The 16205-nt window shown below is 44.0% G+C and carries 14 protein-coding genes; 9 read left to right on the forward strand and 5 right to left on the reverse strand.

Annotated elements, in window-relative coordinates; translation table 11 throughout:
• Positions 1 to 483, forward strand: coding sequence for a ribosomal protein S18-alanine N-acetyltransferase (gene rimI / locus DXX92_RS15730; RefSeq protein WP_245961500.1), 483 nt, complete (start codon positions 1 to 3; stop codon positions 481 to 483).
• 36 nt (positions 484 to 519) lie between these two features.
• On the opposite strand, the gene DXX92_RS15735 is transcribed toward rimI, so the two are convergent.
• The 3 genes from DXX92_RS15735 to DXX92_RS15745 are packed head-to-tail and all read right to left on the reverse strand — an operon-like array spanning position 520 to position 2980.
• The gene (locus DXX92_RS15735; protein ID WP_116001377.1) at positions 520 to 1797 is read right to left on the reverse strand and encodes a M56 family metallopeptidase; all 1278 of its coding nucleotides are present in this window, start codon (positions 1795 to 1797) and stop codon (positions 520 to 522) included.
• Positions 1790 to 2164: a BlaI/MecI/CopY family transcriptional regulator gene (locus tag DXX92_RS15740; protein WP_116001379.1), complete on the reverse strand. Its 375-nt coding sequence runs from the start codon at positions 2162 to 2164 to the stop codon at positions 1790 to 1792. The genes DXX92_RS15735 and DXX92_RS15740 overlap by 8 nt, the downstream gene beginning before the upstream one ends.
• Before the next feature lie 54 nt (positions 2165 to 2218).
• Positions 2219 to 2980, reverse strand: coding sequence for a hypothetical protein (locus DXX92_RS15745; RefSeq protein WP_116001381.1), 762 nt, complete (start codon positions 2978 to 2980; stop codon positions 2219 to 2221).
• Positions 2981 to 3237: 257 nt separating this feature from the next.
• Between DXX92_RS15745 and DXX92_RS15750 the strand changes: the two genes are divergently transcribed.
• The 6 genes from DXX92_RS15750 to DXX92_RS15775 all read left to right on the forward strand — a co-directional run bounded on the left by DXX92_RS15750 (position 3238) and on the right by DXX92_RS15775 (position 10361).
• The gene (locus DXX92_RS15750) at positions 3238 to 3795 is read left to right on the forward strand and encodes a YaeQ family protein (protein WP_116001383.1); all 558 of its coding nucleotides are present in this window, start codon (positions 3238 to 3240) and stop codon (positions 3793 to 3795) included.
• Between the two features lie 6 nt (positions 3796 to 3801).
• Positions 3802 to 4590, forward strand: coding sequence for an acyl-CoA thioesterase (locus tag DXX92_RS15755; RefSeq protein ID WP_116001385.1), 789 nt, complete (start codon positions 3802 to 3804; stop codon positions 4588 to 4590).
• 187 nt (positions 4591 to 4777) lie between these two features.
• Positions 4778 to 6358, forward strand: coding sequence for a peptide chain release factor 3 (prfC, locus tag DXX92_RS15760; protein WP_116001387.1), 1581 nt, complete (start codon positions 4778 to 4780; stop codon positions 6356 to 6358).
• 133 nt (positions 6359 to 6491) lie between these two features.
• On the forward strand, positions 6492 to 8237 hold the full coding sequence (gene argS / locus DXX92_RS15765) for an arginine--tRNA ligase (protein WP_116001388.1): 1746 nt from the start codon (positions 6492 to 6494) through the stop codon (positions 8235 to 8237).
• 74 nt (positions 8238 to 8311) lie between these two features.
• A complete protein-coding gene (locus tag DXX92_RS15770; RefSeq protein ID WP_116001390.1) occupies positions 8312 to 9433 on the forward strand; it encodes an HDOD domain-containing protein in 1122 nt (373 codons plus the stop codon).
• 127 nt (positions 9434 to 9560) lie between these two features.
• Positions 9561 to 10361 (forward strand): TatD family hydrolase, encoded by an 801-nt coding sequence (locus DXX92_RS15775; protein WP_116001392.1) that lies wholly within the window; start codon positions 9561 to 9563, stop codon positions 10359 to 10361.
• Positions 10362 to 10378: 17 nt separating this feature from the next.
• Here DXX92_RS15775 and DXX92_RS15780 read toward each other — a convergent pair whose 3' ends face one another.
• Positions 10379 to 10987 (reverse strand): AhpA/YtjB family protein, encoded by a 609-nt coding sequence (locus DXX92_RS15780; RefSeq protein WP_181901766.1) that lies wholly within the window; start codon positions 10985 to 10987, stop codon positions 10379 to 10381.
• An 81-nt stretch (positions 10988 to 11068) separates the two neighbouring features.
• On the opposite strand from DXX92_RS15780, the gene serB reads away from it, so the two are divergent.
• On the forward strand, positions 11069 to 12076 hold the full coding sequence (gene serB, locus DXX92_RS15785; protein WP_245961501.1) for a phosphoserine phosphatase SerB: 1008 nt from the start codon (positions 11069 to 11071) through the stop codon (positions 12074 to 12076).
• 96 nt (positions 12077 to 12172) lie between these two features.
• Here serB and DXX92_RS15790 read toward each other — a convergent pair whose 3' ends face one another.
• The gene (locus tag DXX92_RS15790; protein WP_116001396.1) at positions 12173 to 14617 is read right to left on the reverse strand and encodes a PilZ domain-containing protein; all 2445 of its coding nucleotides are present in this window, start codon (positions 14615 to 14617) and stop codon (positions 12173 to 12175) included.
• 181 nt (positions 14618 to 14798) lie between these two features.
• On the opposite strand from DXX92_RS15790, the gene radA reads away from it, so the two are divergent.
• Positions 14799 to 16160, forward strand: coding sequence for a DNA repair protein RadA (radA, locus tag DXX92_RS15795; protein WP_116001398.1), 1362 nt, complete (start codon positions 14799 to 14801; stop codon positions 16158 to 16160).
• Positions 16161 to 16205: the final 45 nt, after the last annotated feature.

Genomic DNA, 16205 nt, shown 5'->3' on the forward strand with positions numbered 1-16205 from the left:
ATGACAAATTCAAGTACTAACAATCTCACCTACACTGCAATTACATTAGATGATGTAACTGCCCTAATGCCTATTGAAAATGCTTGCCACACTCATCCGTGGACAGAAAAACTATTTCAGTCTTGTGTAGGTGGCCGCTATTTTGGTGAATATGCACAGGCAATTGACGCCAGCGGCAACAGCAAAATTATCGGCTTTTATATTGGTGAATACATTTTAGGTGAAGCCACGTTAATGAATATTTGCGTAAACCCCATTGAGCAAGGTCAAGGCTTCGGTAATGCGCTACTAACACAGTTTATTACGCAAGCGAAAAACCTTGGTGGCGAGCAGCTTTGGCTTGATGTTAGAACCAGCAATACGCCAGCAATCATGCTTTACATCAATCATGGCTTTACTGAAATTAGCCGCCGCACTGGTTACTACCCAACGGCAACAGGCTATGAAGACTCCATTGTGATGGGGAGAAAACTGGTAAGCTAACTTACACAGTTTACGAACCAGCTTTTCATGTCTTCGCTAATTACTCACCGTTATTTGCTCGGTCAAGTTGGCGAAATTATAAGTAGAGTTATCATCCAGCATAAAATCCAACTGCACTAAATTATTGTTTGAAGCACTAGCCGATGTTTCATATTGCCATTGTGCTAGCGCTGTCGTTGCCACTTTATTAAATACATTTTCAGGGATGGCTTTAACAATAGTGATATTACTGACACTACCACTGGGCGTAATATCAAACTTAAGTACCACCGAACCTTCAACTCTATCACGTGCGGCTTGAATCGGATATTTAGGCTCAATGCGTACAGTCGGCTTGATGTGCTCAGCCAAGTTACTCATTTTCTTACTCGACTTATGCGTATCATTTTTTGAGTAGCCTGAGTAGCCATCACCAGCATAGCTAATTGCCGACATTATACTTAATGCCCCTACCAACACCGCTACACTTGCCAGCTTGGATTGTTGGTAACCTTGCTTAATCATATTAATGCGTTCAAACATCACGTTTTTATCTCCATATTCTTTAAAGGATAATTGAGCAAAGCCAAGCGGTGGCGACGCTTGCGCCGCCACTAACAAAGCTTTGCTGTAGTTAATCCTGCAAGTCGTGTGTTTGCGCGCCAACACGGTTTGATCACAGGAAATTTCCTGATCACGGCGAAAGCGCGAATACGCTAGCCATGCCAGAGGGTGGAACCACATTAAAGCCACTATCAACAGCCCAATGGTGTTCCATACCATGTCATTTCGATTGAAATGGCAAAGTTCATGCTCAAGAATCAGCTGTTGCTGCTCTTTCGAATACAACTGCTCAAAATGCTTGGGGATCAAAAGTTTCGGTTTAACTATCCCGACTAGCGCGGGGCTATAGTTCTGCTGTGTTCGGTAAACTTTTAATGCGCTATTTGCTAGCACTTCGTGCTGTAATAAATCATTGGTGACAGGCTGCCAGTTAGCGTACGATTTGATCAGTTTGAGATGCTGAAAACTCCAAAAGCCCAGTAAGCTGAGTACACCAGCAAGCCAAATAGTAAGCAAAGGCAGCTCAACACCGGTACTTGAAGGCTGAGTGGTGTAAACCGCCAAGTAACGCTGAACACTTTGCCCTTCGCTAACGACAGCAAACCAGTTTGGCATCTCAATAAAAGGAAGAATCAAGCTTGCAGGTAACAGCAGCCAAGTAGCGTACCCTATTTGAGGGCTGTAAAAACTGGATAAATAGCGCCTTGTCAGTAGTAGCACTGCCGCAACTAAGCTAAATGGGATGATTACCTCGCCAAGCCAACTAATCATTTTCTTGCTCCCAATCACTGATCAGTTGCTTCAACGACTCTATGTCTTCTTTTTCCAAATTGTTGTGCTTGGCAAAACCAGCAACCAAAGGTGAAACTCGGCCACTAAACAAACGTTTTATTAACGACTGACTGGCATGCTGTTGATAACTAGCTTGCTCTAAAATCGGATAGTACAAGTAGCGGCGTTTATCTTTCTCGAAACCAACGGCACCTTTTTTTACCAGCCGATTAAGCAAGGTTTTCACGGTTTTTTCATGCCAAGGGCGCTCTTGGTTAAGCTGCTCGATTATATCGCCAGCAGACAGTGGATGTTGCCCCCAAAGCACCGTTAATACTTCGGCTTCAGCATTGCTAATATCAATCATAATAATTTCCTAACTTGTGGTCTCGGTTGCCAAACCTCATTGCAACTGACCTGTCTAACTGCGCTGACCATAAACAAACTGACAGCCCGCTAAATTTGCGTAATCTTCTACTGGTGTTAATGTCGTCACGTTCAATTGGCTTATCTGATCATTTCGTGATTCTCGCTGGGCTTCAAAATACAGCCAACGACCACCTGTGTCGGGACGCATTTCAATAAATGGGTATGCTCGCATTCGCCATTGGCCGTTAGTGCCATAGCTATAATTTTCATTCTTAACTTCTTCGCTAAATGCATACCGCCCATTTATATTTAAATTGAGCGTAAGAGAAGAGTGGCATTGATCGCTTCCATCATGTTGTAAATCTTGGCTCTTGTCGAATTCAATACGGTACAGATTCGCCATATCTCTCATTGAGGTTCCTGCGTGCGGGTTAACTCCTTTCGGCACTAGAAATACGCCGATGGAATTTTTTTGAAACCAATGATTACCTTCTTTTAAGGCCGAAGTCCGAGTTACTTGCCAATCAAGGTTGGATAACTCGCTCGCTAACAAATGAACAACCTCTGGGTCTGAGACAAACGGAGAATAAATAATGGTGGTATCGTTAATCGACTCAGGAAACTGATGTTGGTTAACAGAGATGTTGAACGATTTGCCCTCTAGGTTACCTTGTAACTGCTCAATAACATTGGTTTGTTGTTCCTCGGTTAAGTAGCGACCGTATAAATGCACAGTAGGTGCGCTACAACCGGCTGTCACCATAGCAAGTACACCCAGTACCATCTGTTTTGCACTTATTTTTCGTGTTTTCATGCTACTTCCCATTTGGAATCAAATTAAGCTTGCTCGTTAAACCTGTGGAACGAAATTGATTAATTTTTATTAAGTTTTAGCCCCATTGATTACACATGTAATCAAAAGCAACGATTACACATGTAATCTGAACATGCAAGTTTATTTATTAGCCATCACACATAAAAACCAAGACAACCAATTTGCTAATTAGCAGGTGACAATATCTGCCATTGTGTGAATATAATTAGAGCAACTACTCATATTCATCATTTCTTATGGCGCTTAAAGCAACAATATTTAAAGTTCAGTTATCCATCTCCGATATGGATAGAAACTACTACGCAGAGCACGACCTCACCATTGCTCGTCACCCTTCTGAAAACAACGAAAGAATGATGCTGCGCATCTTGGCGTTTATTTTCAATGCCAACGAGTCATTAGCCTTTACCAAAGGATTAAGCGATGTTGATGTGCCTGATTTATGGCAAAAAAACTTACACGATGAAATTGAGCATTGGATAGAGCTCGGCCAACCATCGGCAATCCGTATTAAAAAAGGCTGTAATCAAGCCAAGCAAATGACCATCTACAGTTATGCCGATGGCCCGTTTAACCAGTGGTGGCAAAAAGAAGCGAACCAACTTCGCTTAAAAAGCAATTTAACCGTAACCACCATAGCGCCTGAGTTAGCCGAAGAATTAGCTAATTTAGTTGATCGCCAAATGCATCTGCAATGTACTCTTTCTGAAGGCCAACTTTGGTTGACCATTACTAGCCAAGCAGATGGTGAGGACCCCATCGAAGTGACACCGCAAACCCTATCAAGGAATTAGCATTTTATGCATATAGATACCCTACTCGCGCAAGCAACAAACTCATCGACACTCACTATTCCCGCTAGTTGGGGACAAGGGCGTACCGTATTTGGTGGTATTTCAGCAGCGGTTCTCTATCAGGCAATCAAATCGAAAGTCGCTAACGATAGACCAATGCGCTCATTTAACTGTAACTTTGTCGGGCCATTGGCGGTAGGTGAACCGTTTGAGCTGCAAGTTGAGATCTTGCGCGAAGGAAAAAGTGCCACACAAGCCTTCGGTAAAATCATCCAGCAAGATAAAGTCGCGGTGATTTGCCAAGTGTGTTTTGCGGTTGATCGCCAATCAAAAATCGCGGTTGAAAATACCGAGCGACACGATTTACCGCCAGCGAAAAAAGCACAGTTTATTCCACCGATCCCGAAAGTTGTGCCTAAGTTTTTAAAACACTTAGACCTCAACCTAGTGGAAGGTAAGTTCCCATTTATGGGCAGTAAAAAGAACCATATCAAAGGCTGGATTCGTTTTAGCAAAGCACCAGAAGCTATTACCGATGCCCATTTAATCGCGTTGATCGATGGCTACCCTTGCCCAGTGTTGCAAACCTTAAAATGGCCAGCACCGGCGAGCAGCATGAACTGGAATATTGAGTTTTTGCACCCGCATGACGAAATCAAGCCAACTGACTGGCTAGCCTATTCATCCTTCCCACGCCAAGCTGCCGATGGCTACTGTCATATGGAATCAGATATTTGGGATGCCAATGGCAAGCTGATTGCTATCAGTCGCCAAGTGGTGGGGGTTTTCGACTAACGTAGTTTTATAGATGAATGCTTGATTCGTTGATTCGTTGATTCGTTGATTCGATTAGGGTGATTTATAGTCAATAAGTGCGAGCAGTAACAATAAATGACAAATAATTTTTGCTGCTCTTATCGACACTTCTCGCTATAATATCGCGCTTTTTTAATTTTCACCCTTATCGTTACAGGAATCAGGCATGTCTGTACAACAGCAAGAAGTCGGCAAGCGCCGCACGTTTGCTATCATCTCTCACCCGGATGCGGGTAAAACCACGATCACCGAAAAAGTATTATTATTCGGTCAAGCTTTGCAAACAGCCGGTACGGTAAAGGGTAAGAAATCAGGTCAGCACGCTAAGTCTGACTGGATGGAAATGGAAAAAGACCGTGGTATCTCGATCACCACCTCGGTAATGCAATTCCCTTACGCTGACTGCCTCGTTAACCTGCTCGACACCCCAGGTCACGAAGACTTCTCGGAAGATACCTATCGTACACTAACGGCGGTAGATTCTTGTTTAATGGTTATCGACACCGCCAAAGGTGTTGAGGACAGAACCATTAAATTAATGGAAGTTACCCGTTTGCGTGACACGCCAATCATTACGTTTATGAACAAAATGGACCGCGATACCCGTGATCCAATGGAAGTCATGGACGAAGTGGAAGACGTACTGAAAATTAAATGTGCGCCAATCACTTGGCCTATTGGCATGGGTAAAGACTTTAAAGGTGTATACAACATCTTAACCGATGAAACCATCCTTTACGCCACAGGCCAAGGCCACACGATTCAAGAAAAACGCGTGATTAAAGGCTTGGACAACCCAGAGCTAGACGCTGAAATTGGTGCCTTCGCCGAAGACTTACGTGAAGAGCTGGAATTAGTCGTTGGTGCATCGCACGAATTCAACCTAGACGAATTCCTAAAAGGTGAACTAACACCGGTATACTTTGGTACCGCACTCGGTAACTTTGGTGTCGATCATATGCTTGATGGCTTAACGACATGGGCACCAACACCACAGCCGCGCGCAACAGACAAACGTGATGTCGCTGCCGAAGAGGAAAAATTCTCAGGTTTCGTCTTTAAAATTCAAGCGAATATGGATCCGAAACACCGTGACCGTATCGCCTTTATGCGTATCGTTTCCGGTAAATACAGCAAAGGCATGAAGATGCGCCAAGTTCGTATTGGCAAAGACGTGAAAATTGCCGATGCGGTAACCTTTATGGCGGGCGATCGCGCTAACGTTGAAGAAGCCTTTGCAGGCGACATTATTGGTTTACATAACCACGGCAGCATTCAAATTGGTGACACGTTTACCAATGGCGAAGAAATGAAGTTCAGCGGTATTCCAAACTTCGCGCCTGAAATGTTCCGTCGTATTCGCCTGCGCGATCCACTTAAAGCCAAGCAACTGCAAAAAGGTCTGATCCAGTTATCAGAAGAAGGTGCTGTGCAGGTATTTAGACCACTAGATAACAACGATATGATTGTTGGCGCGGTCGGTGTACTGCAATTTGAAGTAGTTGTTCAGCGCTTAAAAACCGAATACAACGTGGATGCGATTTACGAGCCGATCAGTGTTGCCACCGCACGTTGGTGTACTTGTGATGATGAGCGCACGCTTGATCAGTTCCGCAAGAAAGCATCAGATAACTTGGCGCTTGATGGCGGCGACAACCTAACGTATATCGCACCAACCATGGTTAACCTGAACTTGGCACAAGAGCGTCATCCGGATATTGTGTTCCATAAAACCAGAGAGCATTAGCAACTAGGCTAGCTCCTCAAATATTCTGCGCTATGGTGATGAATTGCTTGTAGCGTCATAAAAATTTTAACTAGGTAGTGCTATAACCCACTACCTAGCTTGCTTAACCGCATACAGATAGAGATCTTTTAACATGAATATTAAGTCTTTGCTTTCGGAAAAAGTGTTGGCTGCTATGGTAGCAGCAGGCTTACCAGCAGATACCAATCCAGCCGTTAGTCAATCAACCAAACCGCAATTTGGTGATTACCAAGCCAATGGTGTGATGGGCGCGGCGAAAAAGCTTAAAACCAACCCACGTGAATTAGCGACGAAAGTGGTTGAACACTTAACGCCTGCGCTTGCAGATATTGCCGACAATATCGAACTTGCAGGCCCAGGTTTTATTAATATTCATTTAAACAATACTTGGTTAGCTAGCCAGTTAGCGGCAAGTGCCGCCGATGCTAATTTAGGTGTTAGCCAACGCGCAGAGCCACAAACCGTTGTTGTTGACTACTCAGCGCCTAACCTAGCGAAAGAAATGCACGTTGGTCACTTACGCTCAACCATTATTGGTGATGCCGTAGTACGCGCCTTAGAGTTCCGTGGTGACAAAGTGATTCGCCAAAACCATATGGGTGACTGGGGTACGCAGTTTGGTATGTTACTGGCGCACCTAAGCGATAAGCTAGCGGCTGACGAAGTCGCTGAAACCGCCCTATCTGACTTAGAAGCGTTCTACCGCGAAGCTAAAGTGCGCTTTGACGACGAAGCAGGCTTTGCCGATCGCGCTCGCGAATACGTTGTAAAACTCCAAGGTGGCGACGCGGAATGCGACAAGCTATGGCAACAGTTTATTGATATTTCTATCGCCCACAGTGAAGAAATTTACGAAAAACTCAACGTTACCTTGAAGCGCAGCGACATCATGGGTGAAAGCGCCTACAACCCAGACTTGCCGAAAGTTATCGATGAATTAATGGCACAAGAAATTGCCGTTGAAGACCAAGGTGCGAAAGTGGTCTTTATCGACGAAATGGCGAACAAAGACGGTGAGCCTTCGGTATTTATCGTACAAAAATCTGGTGGTGGTTACTTATACGCAACGACAGACTTATCTGCTTGTCGTTACCGCAGTGGCGAGTTAAACGCTGATCGCATTATTATCTTTACCGATGCGCGCCAAGCCCTGCACTTTAAGCAAGTGGAAATTGTTGCCCGTAAAGCAGGTTTCTTGCCTGAGCAAGTGGCTTACGACCATTGCCCATTTGGCATGATGATGGGTGACGATGGCAAGCCATTTAAAACCCGTACTGGCGGCACGATTAAGCTAGCTGAGCTACTTGACGAAGCGGTTACGCGTGCAACTGACCTTATCAAAGAGAAAAACCCTGAAATCAGCGCTGAGCAACTTGAAGAAGTGGCGCGTAAAGTGGGTATTGGCGCGGTGAAATTCGCCGATTTATCGAAAAACCGCACTAGCGACTACATCTTTAACTGGAAAACCATGCTGAGCTTTGAAGGAGCGACGGCGCCATACTTACAGTACGCTTACTCGCGTATTCAAAGTATTTTCAGCAAAGCAGGGGTTGATGTAGCAAGCTTGACAGAGCCAGCAACAATTGAAGCACCACAAGAAAAAGCACTAGCCCTTAAGCTACTTCAGTTGGAAGAAGTACTAGATTCAGTGATTGCTGACTGTACCCCTAACCTACTTTGTAACTACTTATACGAGTTAGCCAGCTTGTACATGAGCTTCTACGAAGCTTGCCCAATCCTAAAAGAAGGTATTAGCGAAGAAACTAAGACATCACGCTTAGCAATTTGTGCAAGTGTCGCAACCACACTTGCCAAGGGCTTAGATATTTTAGGTATCGATGTGATGGAGCGTATGTAATACGCTCCACTGTGACAGGGATGCAGCTTGAATAGGATGTTATTTTTAGGGAGTAAGGAAGAGGTGAAGTCGTAATGAAGCTTTTACTTATCGGGGCTAATAGCGCCGATCAAGCAACGCTAAATAAAATTTTTAGTCGCGGTAATCATACCTTAAGTCAGGTTGCCAATGCCGAACAGGCATTAGAGCTACTTGCCGCTAGCCGCTACGACGTCGTTGTAGTTAACGAGCAATTGGCGGATATGGCGGTAGAAGCATGCCTAAAAGCACTTATTCAAGCGGCTCCTCATGCCCTTAAAATTGTCGTTACCCACGATGACAACAGTGACTTCGATTTAGCGCACGAGCAGATTCGTTCACCGATTCACGCGGCAGAACTTGTCGCCTTGCTTGAAGCTATGGTGCCGCAGCACAGAGCTATCACCAAAAAACATATTGTTGATGCCGTTGCTAAGATCAAAACTCTACCAAGCCCACCTAAGGTTTATATGCAGCTTAATCAGCTGCTAAAGCAAAGTACTACTGACTCAGCAAAGATTGCCGAAATTATTAGTCGCGATCCAGCACTTGTCGCTAAAGTGTTGCAATTCGTCAATAGCTCGGCGATGGCTAAGGGCAAGCAAATTACGAACATCGGTGATGCCATCACGAAAATGGGGGTTGATACCCTGTGCTGTATTGTGATGACGGCAGAGATGTTTTCCTACCAGCCCAATATTCCTGACTTCTCAATTGAGCAAGAACAACAGCACTGTTTAGCCACTGCGCGAATGGCGGCATCTATTGTTAAAGCACAGCTAAAGCAACAAGCATTGCTGACTGGTTTACTGCATGGCATTGGCAAATTGGTGCTCTATGAAGTTGACGAAAAGCAAACCAAAAAGTTTATGGCAGAGCGCTTAAATGGCAGCGATAACATTGGCTTAGAGCAAAAGTTATTTAATACCGATCACGCGCAAGTAGGTGGTTATCTGTTGCATTTGTGGGGCTTTCCTTATGCTATTGTCGAAGCTTTGGTATTGCAATATCAACCGGAAAAGCTGCTCAATAAACCATTTGGCACAGCGCATGCAGTTTACCTAGCCAATACCTTGCTGAAAGAGCGCGAGTTGTCACCGCTTTTTATTGAGAAATTTAAACTTGAGCCCATGTTGGAAAAACTAGTGGCACGTGCGGAAAAAATTCGTAATTTCTAGCCCGCTCACAAACATCTGATGAACAAAAACATCCGTTTAACAGAAAAGACTGAATGAACAAAAAAGGTTAGCTTCATGCTAACCTTTTTTATATGTAAACCTTATACCAACAACAACTGAGAATCACTTGCTAAGCTTTACTGACAGCCATTGCCATCTAGATTTTGACGAACTCAGCCAGTCTTTGAATGATGTACTAACAACTTGTGAAGCACAGCAAGTTAAGCGCATTGTTGTCCCTAGTGTTGGCCCGCAAAACTGGCAACAAGTGCTATCACTGCCAACACAAGCAGCAAGCTCAGTTAAGCTTTATCCTTGCTTGGGCATTCACCCTTGGTTTCTCGATGGTTTAGCCGATGATGCCATTGAGCAACTCGACAAACTAATAGCGGAGCACAAAGCTTCGCTGATTGCACTCGGAGAAATGGGCATTGATGGGACAATAGCTAAAGACAGCAAAGCACCAACGCAGCATCTTAACCAGCAAATCACTATCTTTGAGCAACAACTTGAGCTAGCCAAGCAGCATCAACTGCCCGTAATCGTTCACCACCGGCGGTCCCACCCCGAAGTTGTACGTAGTCTCAAAGCGGCTAAGCTAAGTCATGGCGGTATAATTCACGCGTTCTCAGGCAGCTACCAGCAAGCAAAACAATATCTAGACTTAGGTTTTTTATTGGGTATTGGCGGCACGATTACTTACCCCAGAGCAGCCAAAACCATAAACACCGTTAAAAAGTTACCGATTGAATCGCTGGTATTGGAAACAGATGCACCGGCAATGCCACTGGCGGGTTTTCAAGGGCAAGCAAACCACCCCAAACATGTTGTCGATGTTTTTGAGGCGCTAGCTAGTTTACGTAGTGAAGACAAAGAAATATTAAGCGAGCAGATTGAAGCGAATATAAACCGCTTATTTAACTTGTGACTTTAATACCTTCGCTATTAGTGACGCTTGCTTTTAAGCAGTGAAGTAGGCGACCTAAAACGACTTAATCCGCGTGCCAACAAAAACCCAATCAAACCTGCAACGAGTAGCATGTAGCGCATAACTTCTTGATGTTCAGTATTAGCCTGTTGCAAGCTTTGTTGCCACGCTTGCTTGCTGATAGTAAAGCGTAAATACCCTTGCAGTTTTTCATCCCTAAGTTCGACCACAAGCGGAGCCACGTCGGAATATTGCGCTACTTCTGGCGTATTGATGCCAAATAATTCATGAATGCTCTGCTCTTTACCACCAACGCCGACAGTTTGCCCAGTTTGATCATACAAGGTCACCCCTGAAATAAATTCTGGCAACGCCAGCTTTGCTAAATAGTCATTCGTCGCGGCTTTTTTACCTTGCTTTAATAACACCAACATCGCTTGTGCTGCTTGGTTAATATAATCATCAGCGAACGCTTGCTGTTGGCTAGAAATCAACTGAGCTTGGTGGTTATAACGGGTTATCAGCATATTGAGCAGCACAACAATCAAGACTATCGCAATCGCTAATTGCAGAATTTTGTTATAAATCGATGATATTTTGGGGTATAAAGGCAATTCTGTTTGCATCGTAGCCATTAACCAAGTGAACAATATTTATACCATATAGCATGTATGCATCTGTTTAAATACTGAATTTAGGACTCTTTCGTGATTACCAGCAATTTTCAATCTGATGTCAGTGTCAGCGATCAGCCGCTTGCACAAGCCTTTCAAACTGTATTAGCTCAAGCGCCTGTGTGCCTTTCAACAACCCCGAGCGGTTTTCAATTTAGCGAGTATCAGGCGCAAAATTCAAACATTGAACTTGTGGTTTTTAGCTCGCTTAGTGTCAGCTTACTTGCTCGTATCGAACAGCAATGCCAACTATCGTTGACCGCATTAACCGCGGTCAATCAACGAAATCAACTGGAAAGCATTCGCTTTGCAATCGAATGTGAAAACATTACATTTGCGCGCGAGCAGTTAGTAGCACTGACCCAAAGCGAGAATTTTGAAGCTGCCATTGTCACTGACGCACCACGCTTAGACGAACCAGGTTTACTAGTGATGGACATGGATTCCACTACCATTGAAATTGAATGTATTGACGAAATTGCTAAGTTGGCAGGCGTTGGTGAAAAAGTTGCTGAGGTAACAGAATTAGCAATGCAAGGTAAGCTAGATTTCTCACAAAGCTTACATCAACGCGTTGCCACTCTTGAGGGTGCGCCAGAATCAATTCTAGCAGCAGTCGCGAATAATTTGCCGTTAATGGCTGGGCTTGTCTCATTAGTTGAGGCATTAAAAACACACAATTGGCGTGTTGCGATTGCCTCTGGCGGCTTTACCTATTTTGCCGACCATTTAAAAGAAACATTAGGCTTAGATGCCGCCTATGCCAACACCCTAGAGATTGTTGATGAGAAACTAACAGGCAAGGTGCTTGGCAATGTGGTTGACGCTCAAAAGAAAGCAGACGTGCTTGTTGAACTCGCCGAGCAATATGGCATTAAGACAACACAAACAATTGCCATGGGCGATGGTGCTAATGATCTTGTGATGATGGAAGCCGCTCACTTAGGTGTCGCCTATAAAGCAAAACCGCTAGTACTGGCGAAAGCCGACTCAAGCATTAGCCATAGTGGGCTTGATTGTATGCTTCATTGGTTAAAATAATCAGCTCTTTCCTGCCGAAGAAAAAGGCAACACAAGAAAAAGCCAGCATATTGCGAAATAGGCTGGCTTTTTTGTTTTGATCACTGGTGAATATTTTTAATTTAGCAGTTTATGGCGATTAATCACTTCTTGAGTGATATCGAAACACTGCATTACGCCAGCAACACTCCAAATTTCTTGCTCCAATTGCTTGCCGCGATGAATTGCATATGAACCAATATAGCTTAATTCTGGATTCAAGTGCTCCATATCCGGCTCTGCGGTGCGAGACAATTTAATTTGCACACAATAAAACTCACCACTTTTTTGCGCCTTGTCGATAAACATCTTTTTCAATTTAGTGGAACTTAGTTCACTGGCTAACTTGGTTGTCACGGCCTGATCAATCGCGTCAGCATTTCGCTTAATTGAAATAAACAAGGTTTCCTCTGCTGGCGCATCAGCTTGTTGCAGTTTTTTCAACGTGAGGTTAACCAAATTGGCCGCTTCTGGGTGATGTAATAATGGGTAAAGGTTGAGGTGCTTGGGTCGATCACTTAAGCCTTTCATGCTCATTAAAAACGGTTTTTCATTATTACCGCTTGCCAAAGTTTCAACCTTGTAGCGACTGCCACTTGTTTGCACAAAGAAACTTGGCACGCTCGTACTTTTCGCATAGATAGAACGCAATGCTTTGGCAAGACCCGGCGTCATATCTGCGTATTCTTCTTTGGTCAGCTTGGCTTTGTTTTTTTCAATCAATACTTTAAAGAAAGCTCTGCCAATATGCTGGTGACGCTCAACATGGACACGCAAATTCAGCACATTTTTCTTTTTATTGATGCGCATGACTTCATAAGGCAGCGACTTTAACTCAAAGGTTGAAGTAATTTTTTGTAAATTCGGGAAGGCGATTTTAACAATTTCGCCTTTGGTTAATACCGCCGACTTATCTAAGTGCACTTTAAGGCCTGATACCGAAAAGTCCTGTGATGTGCCTGTCCACATAACACCTTCCGCCTCAACCTCAACAGGGGTTTTATAAACAAATCTAGGCTCTTGTCGTTGATTTCGATAGTTAACACCAATTTCATCCATAGCAGGCACGTTAACCAAACGCTTGTGGCCAAATGCTTTTAATTTACTGGTGACGATGTCGTCGTAATTAAACTGCTGATAATCACTGCGTATTTGCTTTGTGGTCACGTCAGTCGCGACGACAATATATGACAAGCCCGAAAGAATACTTTGCACCTCTTCCGAAATTGGCATGTCTAGGTAGGCATCTTTTTTGGTCAAGGTGTTTGCAAGCGTTAATGGTGCATTCGCCTTTACTTTATCAACCGCAGCAATTGAGAGCATAGTAATGGCAAATGTCGATTTCGACGCGGCAAAGCCTAAAAAATGCCTAGCAAATGATTCATCTTGAGCAAGTTGCTTTTCATCTGCGGTGTAAAAATAAGAGCGTCCCTGACTTTGATGAACAAAGCTATAAACCAATAATGAGTGCCCAGTTTTTTCAGCACGTAGCATACGCTCAACGCGATCCGAATCGATCAGGTTGTACAACGTGCTTTGTTTCGCTTCATTTTGCCAGTACTGGTATACCGCTTGATTGTTATTACAGGTTAATGCATAACGCGGTACAAACTTACCTTCTTTGGCTGCCACAAATACTGGTAACTCATTGATTTTAGGCAAGGAAAATTGTTCTAAGCTGCGAGATTTTAACGCAGCAATGGTATTGTCTAAATTAATTTTATAGCGGCGTTTATTGCCTTGAATAAAACCTTTGAGAAACTGCTTAAAGCCATCTTTTTCTTTGTCGAGAATGCGTGACGCACCAATCAGTTGAACCTGATTTTCAACACTGATGTTTTCTATTTGATACTCAAAGTTGGACTGATTACCAAATTGGAACTCCTGCGTTAGGCCAGTAAATTCAAGCTTAATAACATCGCCAACCGATATTTTTTGCATGCTTGCAAAGCGCAGCTTAACACCCGAAATACTCAAGTCTGAGCTAGTCGCTTCTATTTGTTCGCCATTCGCAAGCGTAACTCCAACGGCGATCGCGAAATTCATGCGTTCTTCTTGGCGATTATAAAAATCACCAAAAGGTACAAATTTAGCTGGGTAATAGAGTTTTTCTTGAACTTTTGGCGTGCCGCTTGGCGCTGCTGCTGGTAGGCTGCCGGCTTTCTCGCGTTGATAAATAACGCGAAAATTGTTTTCAGTATTATTTACTGCCTCGTAAACACCGAAGGTGTAACCGCCATAAGCGCTGACATTATCTTTGTATACTCGAATCGCTAAGTCATCGAGATAATGCGTGCGCTCTTCATCTTCAAAGGCTTTACATTCACCATCAACATGACCACGCAAATCAATCAAACGAGTACAAGGTTGTGCCAAACGCTTAATTTCCATTTTTAGTAGGAAGCGTTCGGTTTTCGCAATATTTTTTGTCGCGTCTAAAAAAGTGGCCTCAAAGTCTGATTGCTTTACTTGGCCTCTAAAACGCTCAATGATTTTTGCATATTGAGAAAAATTCTTGGTCATCTAATCTCTATTTTCTTTACAATGGCGCTAATTGCGAATTACGACACAAGCCAGTATATATAAGACTTAGCCGATAATAACCAGTTAAGACAGTATTAAGCGCCAATTTTTAAACACAATTTAATTAAAATCAATATCTAACGCATCGAGCTAGCAATATCTGTGCCCCAAAAGGATAATCATGGCAAAAAATAAAACTTCATATGTCTGCACTGAATGCGGTGCTGACTTTTCTCGTTGGCTTGGCCAATGCCCAGAATGTAAGGCTTGGAACACTATTTCAGAGTTTCGCCAACCCAAGGCAAGTGGCCGAGGCGGAAGTTTTTCGGGCTTCGCTGGCAGCGTCGCCTCACAAGTACAAACGTTAGATAGTATCGACTTAACAGATCTACCACGTTTTTCATCGGGATTCCTTGAGTTCGATCGTGTTTTAGGTGGTGGTATCGTGCCAGGTAGTGCGATTTTAATTGGTGGTGAGCCCGGTGCCGGCAAAAGTACGCTATTGCTACAGACCATGTGTCACTTAGCGAGTCAAATGCCAACCTTGTACATCACAGGTGAGGAGTCCTTGCAGCAAGTGGCCATGCGTGCCAAACGCTTGGGGCTAGCAACAGATAAGTTGAAGTTATTATCAGAGACTAGCGTTGAGAATATTTGCCATATTGCCGAGCGTGAGCAGCCCAAAATCATGGTTATTGACTCAATTCAAGTAATGCATATGGCCGATATTCAATCGGCACCGGGAAGTGTTTCGCAAGTGCGCGAAAGCGCCGCATTCTTAACCCGCTTTGCCAAACAGCACCACGTTGCCATGATTTTAGTTGGCCATGTCACCAAAGACGGTTCATTGGCAGGCCCTAAAGTACTTGAGCATTGTATCGACTGTTCCATTATGCTCGAAGGCTCAACCGATTCACGATATCGCACCTTGCGTGGCCATAAAAACCGTTTTGGCGCGGTTAACGAGCTCGGTGTCTTTGGCATGACAGGTACTGGGCTTAAAGAAGTCAAAAATCCGTCTGCGATTTTTCTTAACCGCGGTGAAGAGCAAACACCAGGCAGTATTGTGATGGTTTTGTGGGAAGGCACTCGACCGCTACTGGTTGAAATTCAAGCCTTAGTGGATCACTCCGCGCTCGGTAATCCAAGGCGCGTTGCGGTTGGCGCTGAGCAAAACCGACTTGCCATGCTACTGGCGATTTTACATCGCCACGGCGGCTTGCAAATGAATGACCAAGACGTATTCGTTAACGTCGTTGGTGGCGTTAAAGTGTCTGAAACCAGTATCGATTTGGCCTTACTTTTAGCGTTAGTTTCTAGCTTTCGCGATCGCGCCCTGCCGCAAGATTTAGTGGTATTTGGTGAAGTAGGTTTGTCAGGTGAAATTCGCCCTGTGCCCAGTGGTCAAGAGCGTATCAATGAAGCCGCTAAGCACGGTTTTAAACGGGCGATTGTGCCGTATAACAATATGCCAAAAACTAAGATTGATGGCATGAAAGTTATCGGCGTTAAAAAGCTGAGCGAAGCATTAGAGGCGATTTAGCCTTAGCCGATGAATTTTGCTAGTATGCGACAACACAAAACCCTT

Source organism: Thalassotalea euphylliae (assembly GCF_003390395.1).
GTDB classification, from domain to species: Bacteria; Pseudomonadota; Gammaproteobacteria; order Enterobacterales; family Alteromonadaceae; genus Thalassotalea_F; species Thalassotalea_F euphylliae_C.

What these genes read in the sequence shown, in the direction of transcription:
- rimI (WP_245961500.1), top strand. Translation starts at nt 1, where the DNA reads ATGACAAATTCAAGTACTAACAATCTCACCTACACTGCAATTACATTA.
- DXX92_RS15735 (WP_116001377.1), bottom strand. Translation starts at nt 1,797, where the DNA reads ATGATTAGTTGGCTTGGCGAGGTAATCATCCCATTTAGCTTAGTTGCG.
- DXX92_RS15740 (WP_116001379.1), bottom strand. Translation starts at nt 2,164, where the DNA reads ATGATTGATATTAGCAATGCTGAAGCCGAAGTATTAACGGTGCTTTGG.
- DXX92_RS15745 (WP_116001381.1), bottom strand. Translation starts at nt 2,980, where the DNA reads ATGAAAACACGAAAAATAAGTGCAAAACAGATGGTACTGGGTGTACTT.
- DXX92_RS15750 (WP_116001383.1), top strand. Translation starts at nt 3,238, where the DNA reads ATGGCGCTTAAAGCAACAATATTTAAAGTTCAGTTATCCATCTCCGAT.
- DXX92_RS15755 (WP_116001385.1), top strand. Translation starts at nt 3,802, where the DNA reads ATGCATATAGATACCCTACTCGCGCAAGCAACAAACTCATCGACACTC.
- prfC (WP_116001387.1), top strand. Translation starts at nt 4,778, where the DNA reads ATGTCTGTACAACAGCAAGAAGTCGGCAAGCGCCGCACGTTTGCTATC.
- argS (WP_116001388.1), top strand. Translation starts at nt 6,492, where the DNA reads ATGAATATTAAGTCTTTGCTTTCGGAAAAAGTGTTGGCTGCTATGGTA.
- DXX92_RS15770 (WP_116001390.1), top strand. Translation starts at nt 8,312, where the DNA reads ATGAAGCTTTTACTTATCGGGGCTAATAGCGCCGATCAAGCAACGCTA.
- DXX92_RS15780 (WP_181901766.1), bottom strand. Translation starts at nt 10,987, where the DNA reads ATGCAAACAGAATTGCCTTTATACCCCAAAATATCATCGATTTATAAC.
- DXX92_RS15790 (WP_116001396.1), bottom strand. Translation starts at nt 14,617, where the DNA reads ATGACCAAGAATTTTTCTCAATATGCAAAAATCATTGAGCGTTTTAGA.
- radA (WP_116001398.1), top strand. Translation starts at nt 14,799, where the DNA reads ATGGCAAAAAATAAAACTTCATATGTCTGCACTGAATGCGGTGCTGAC.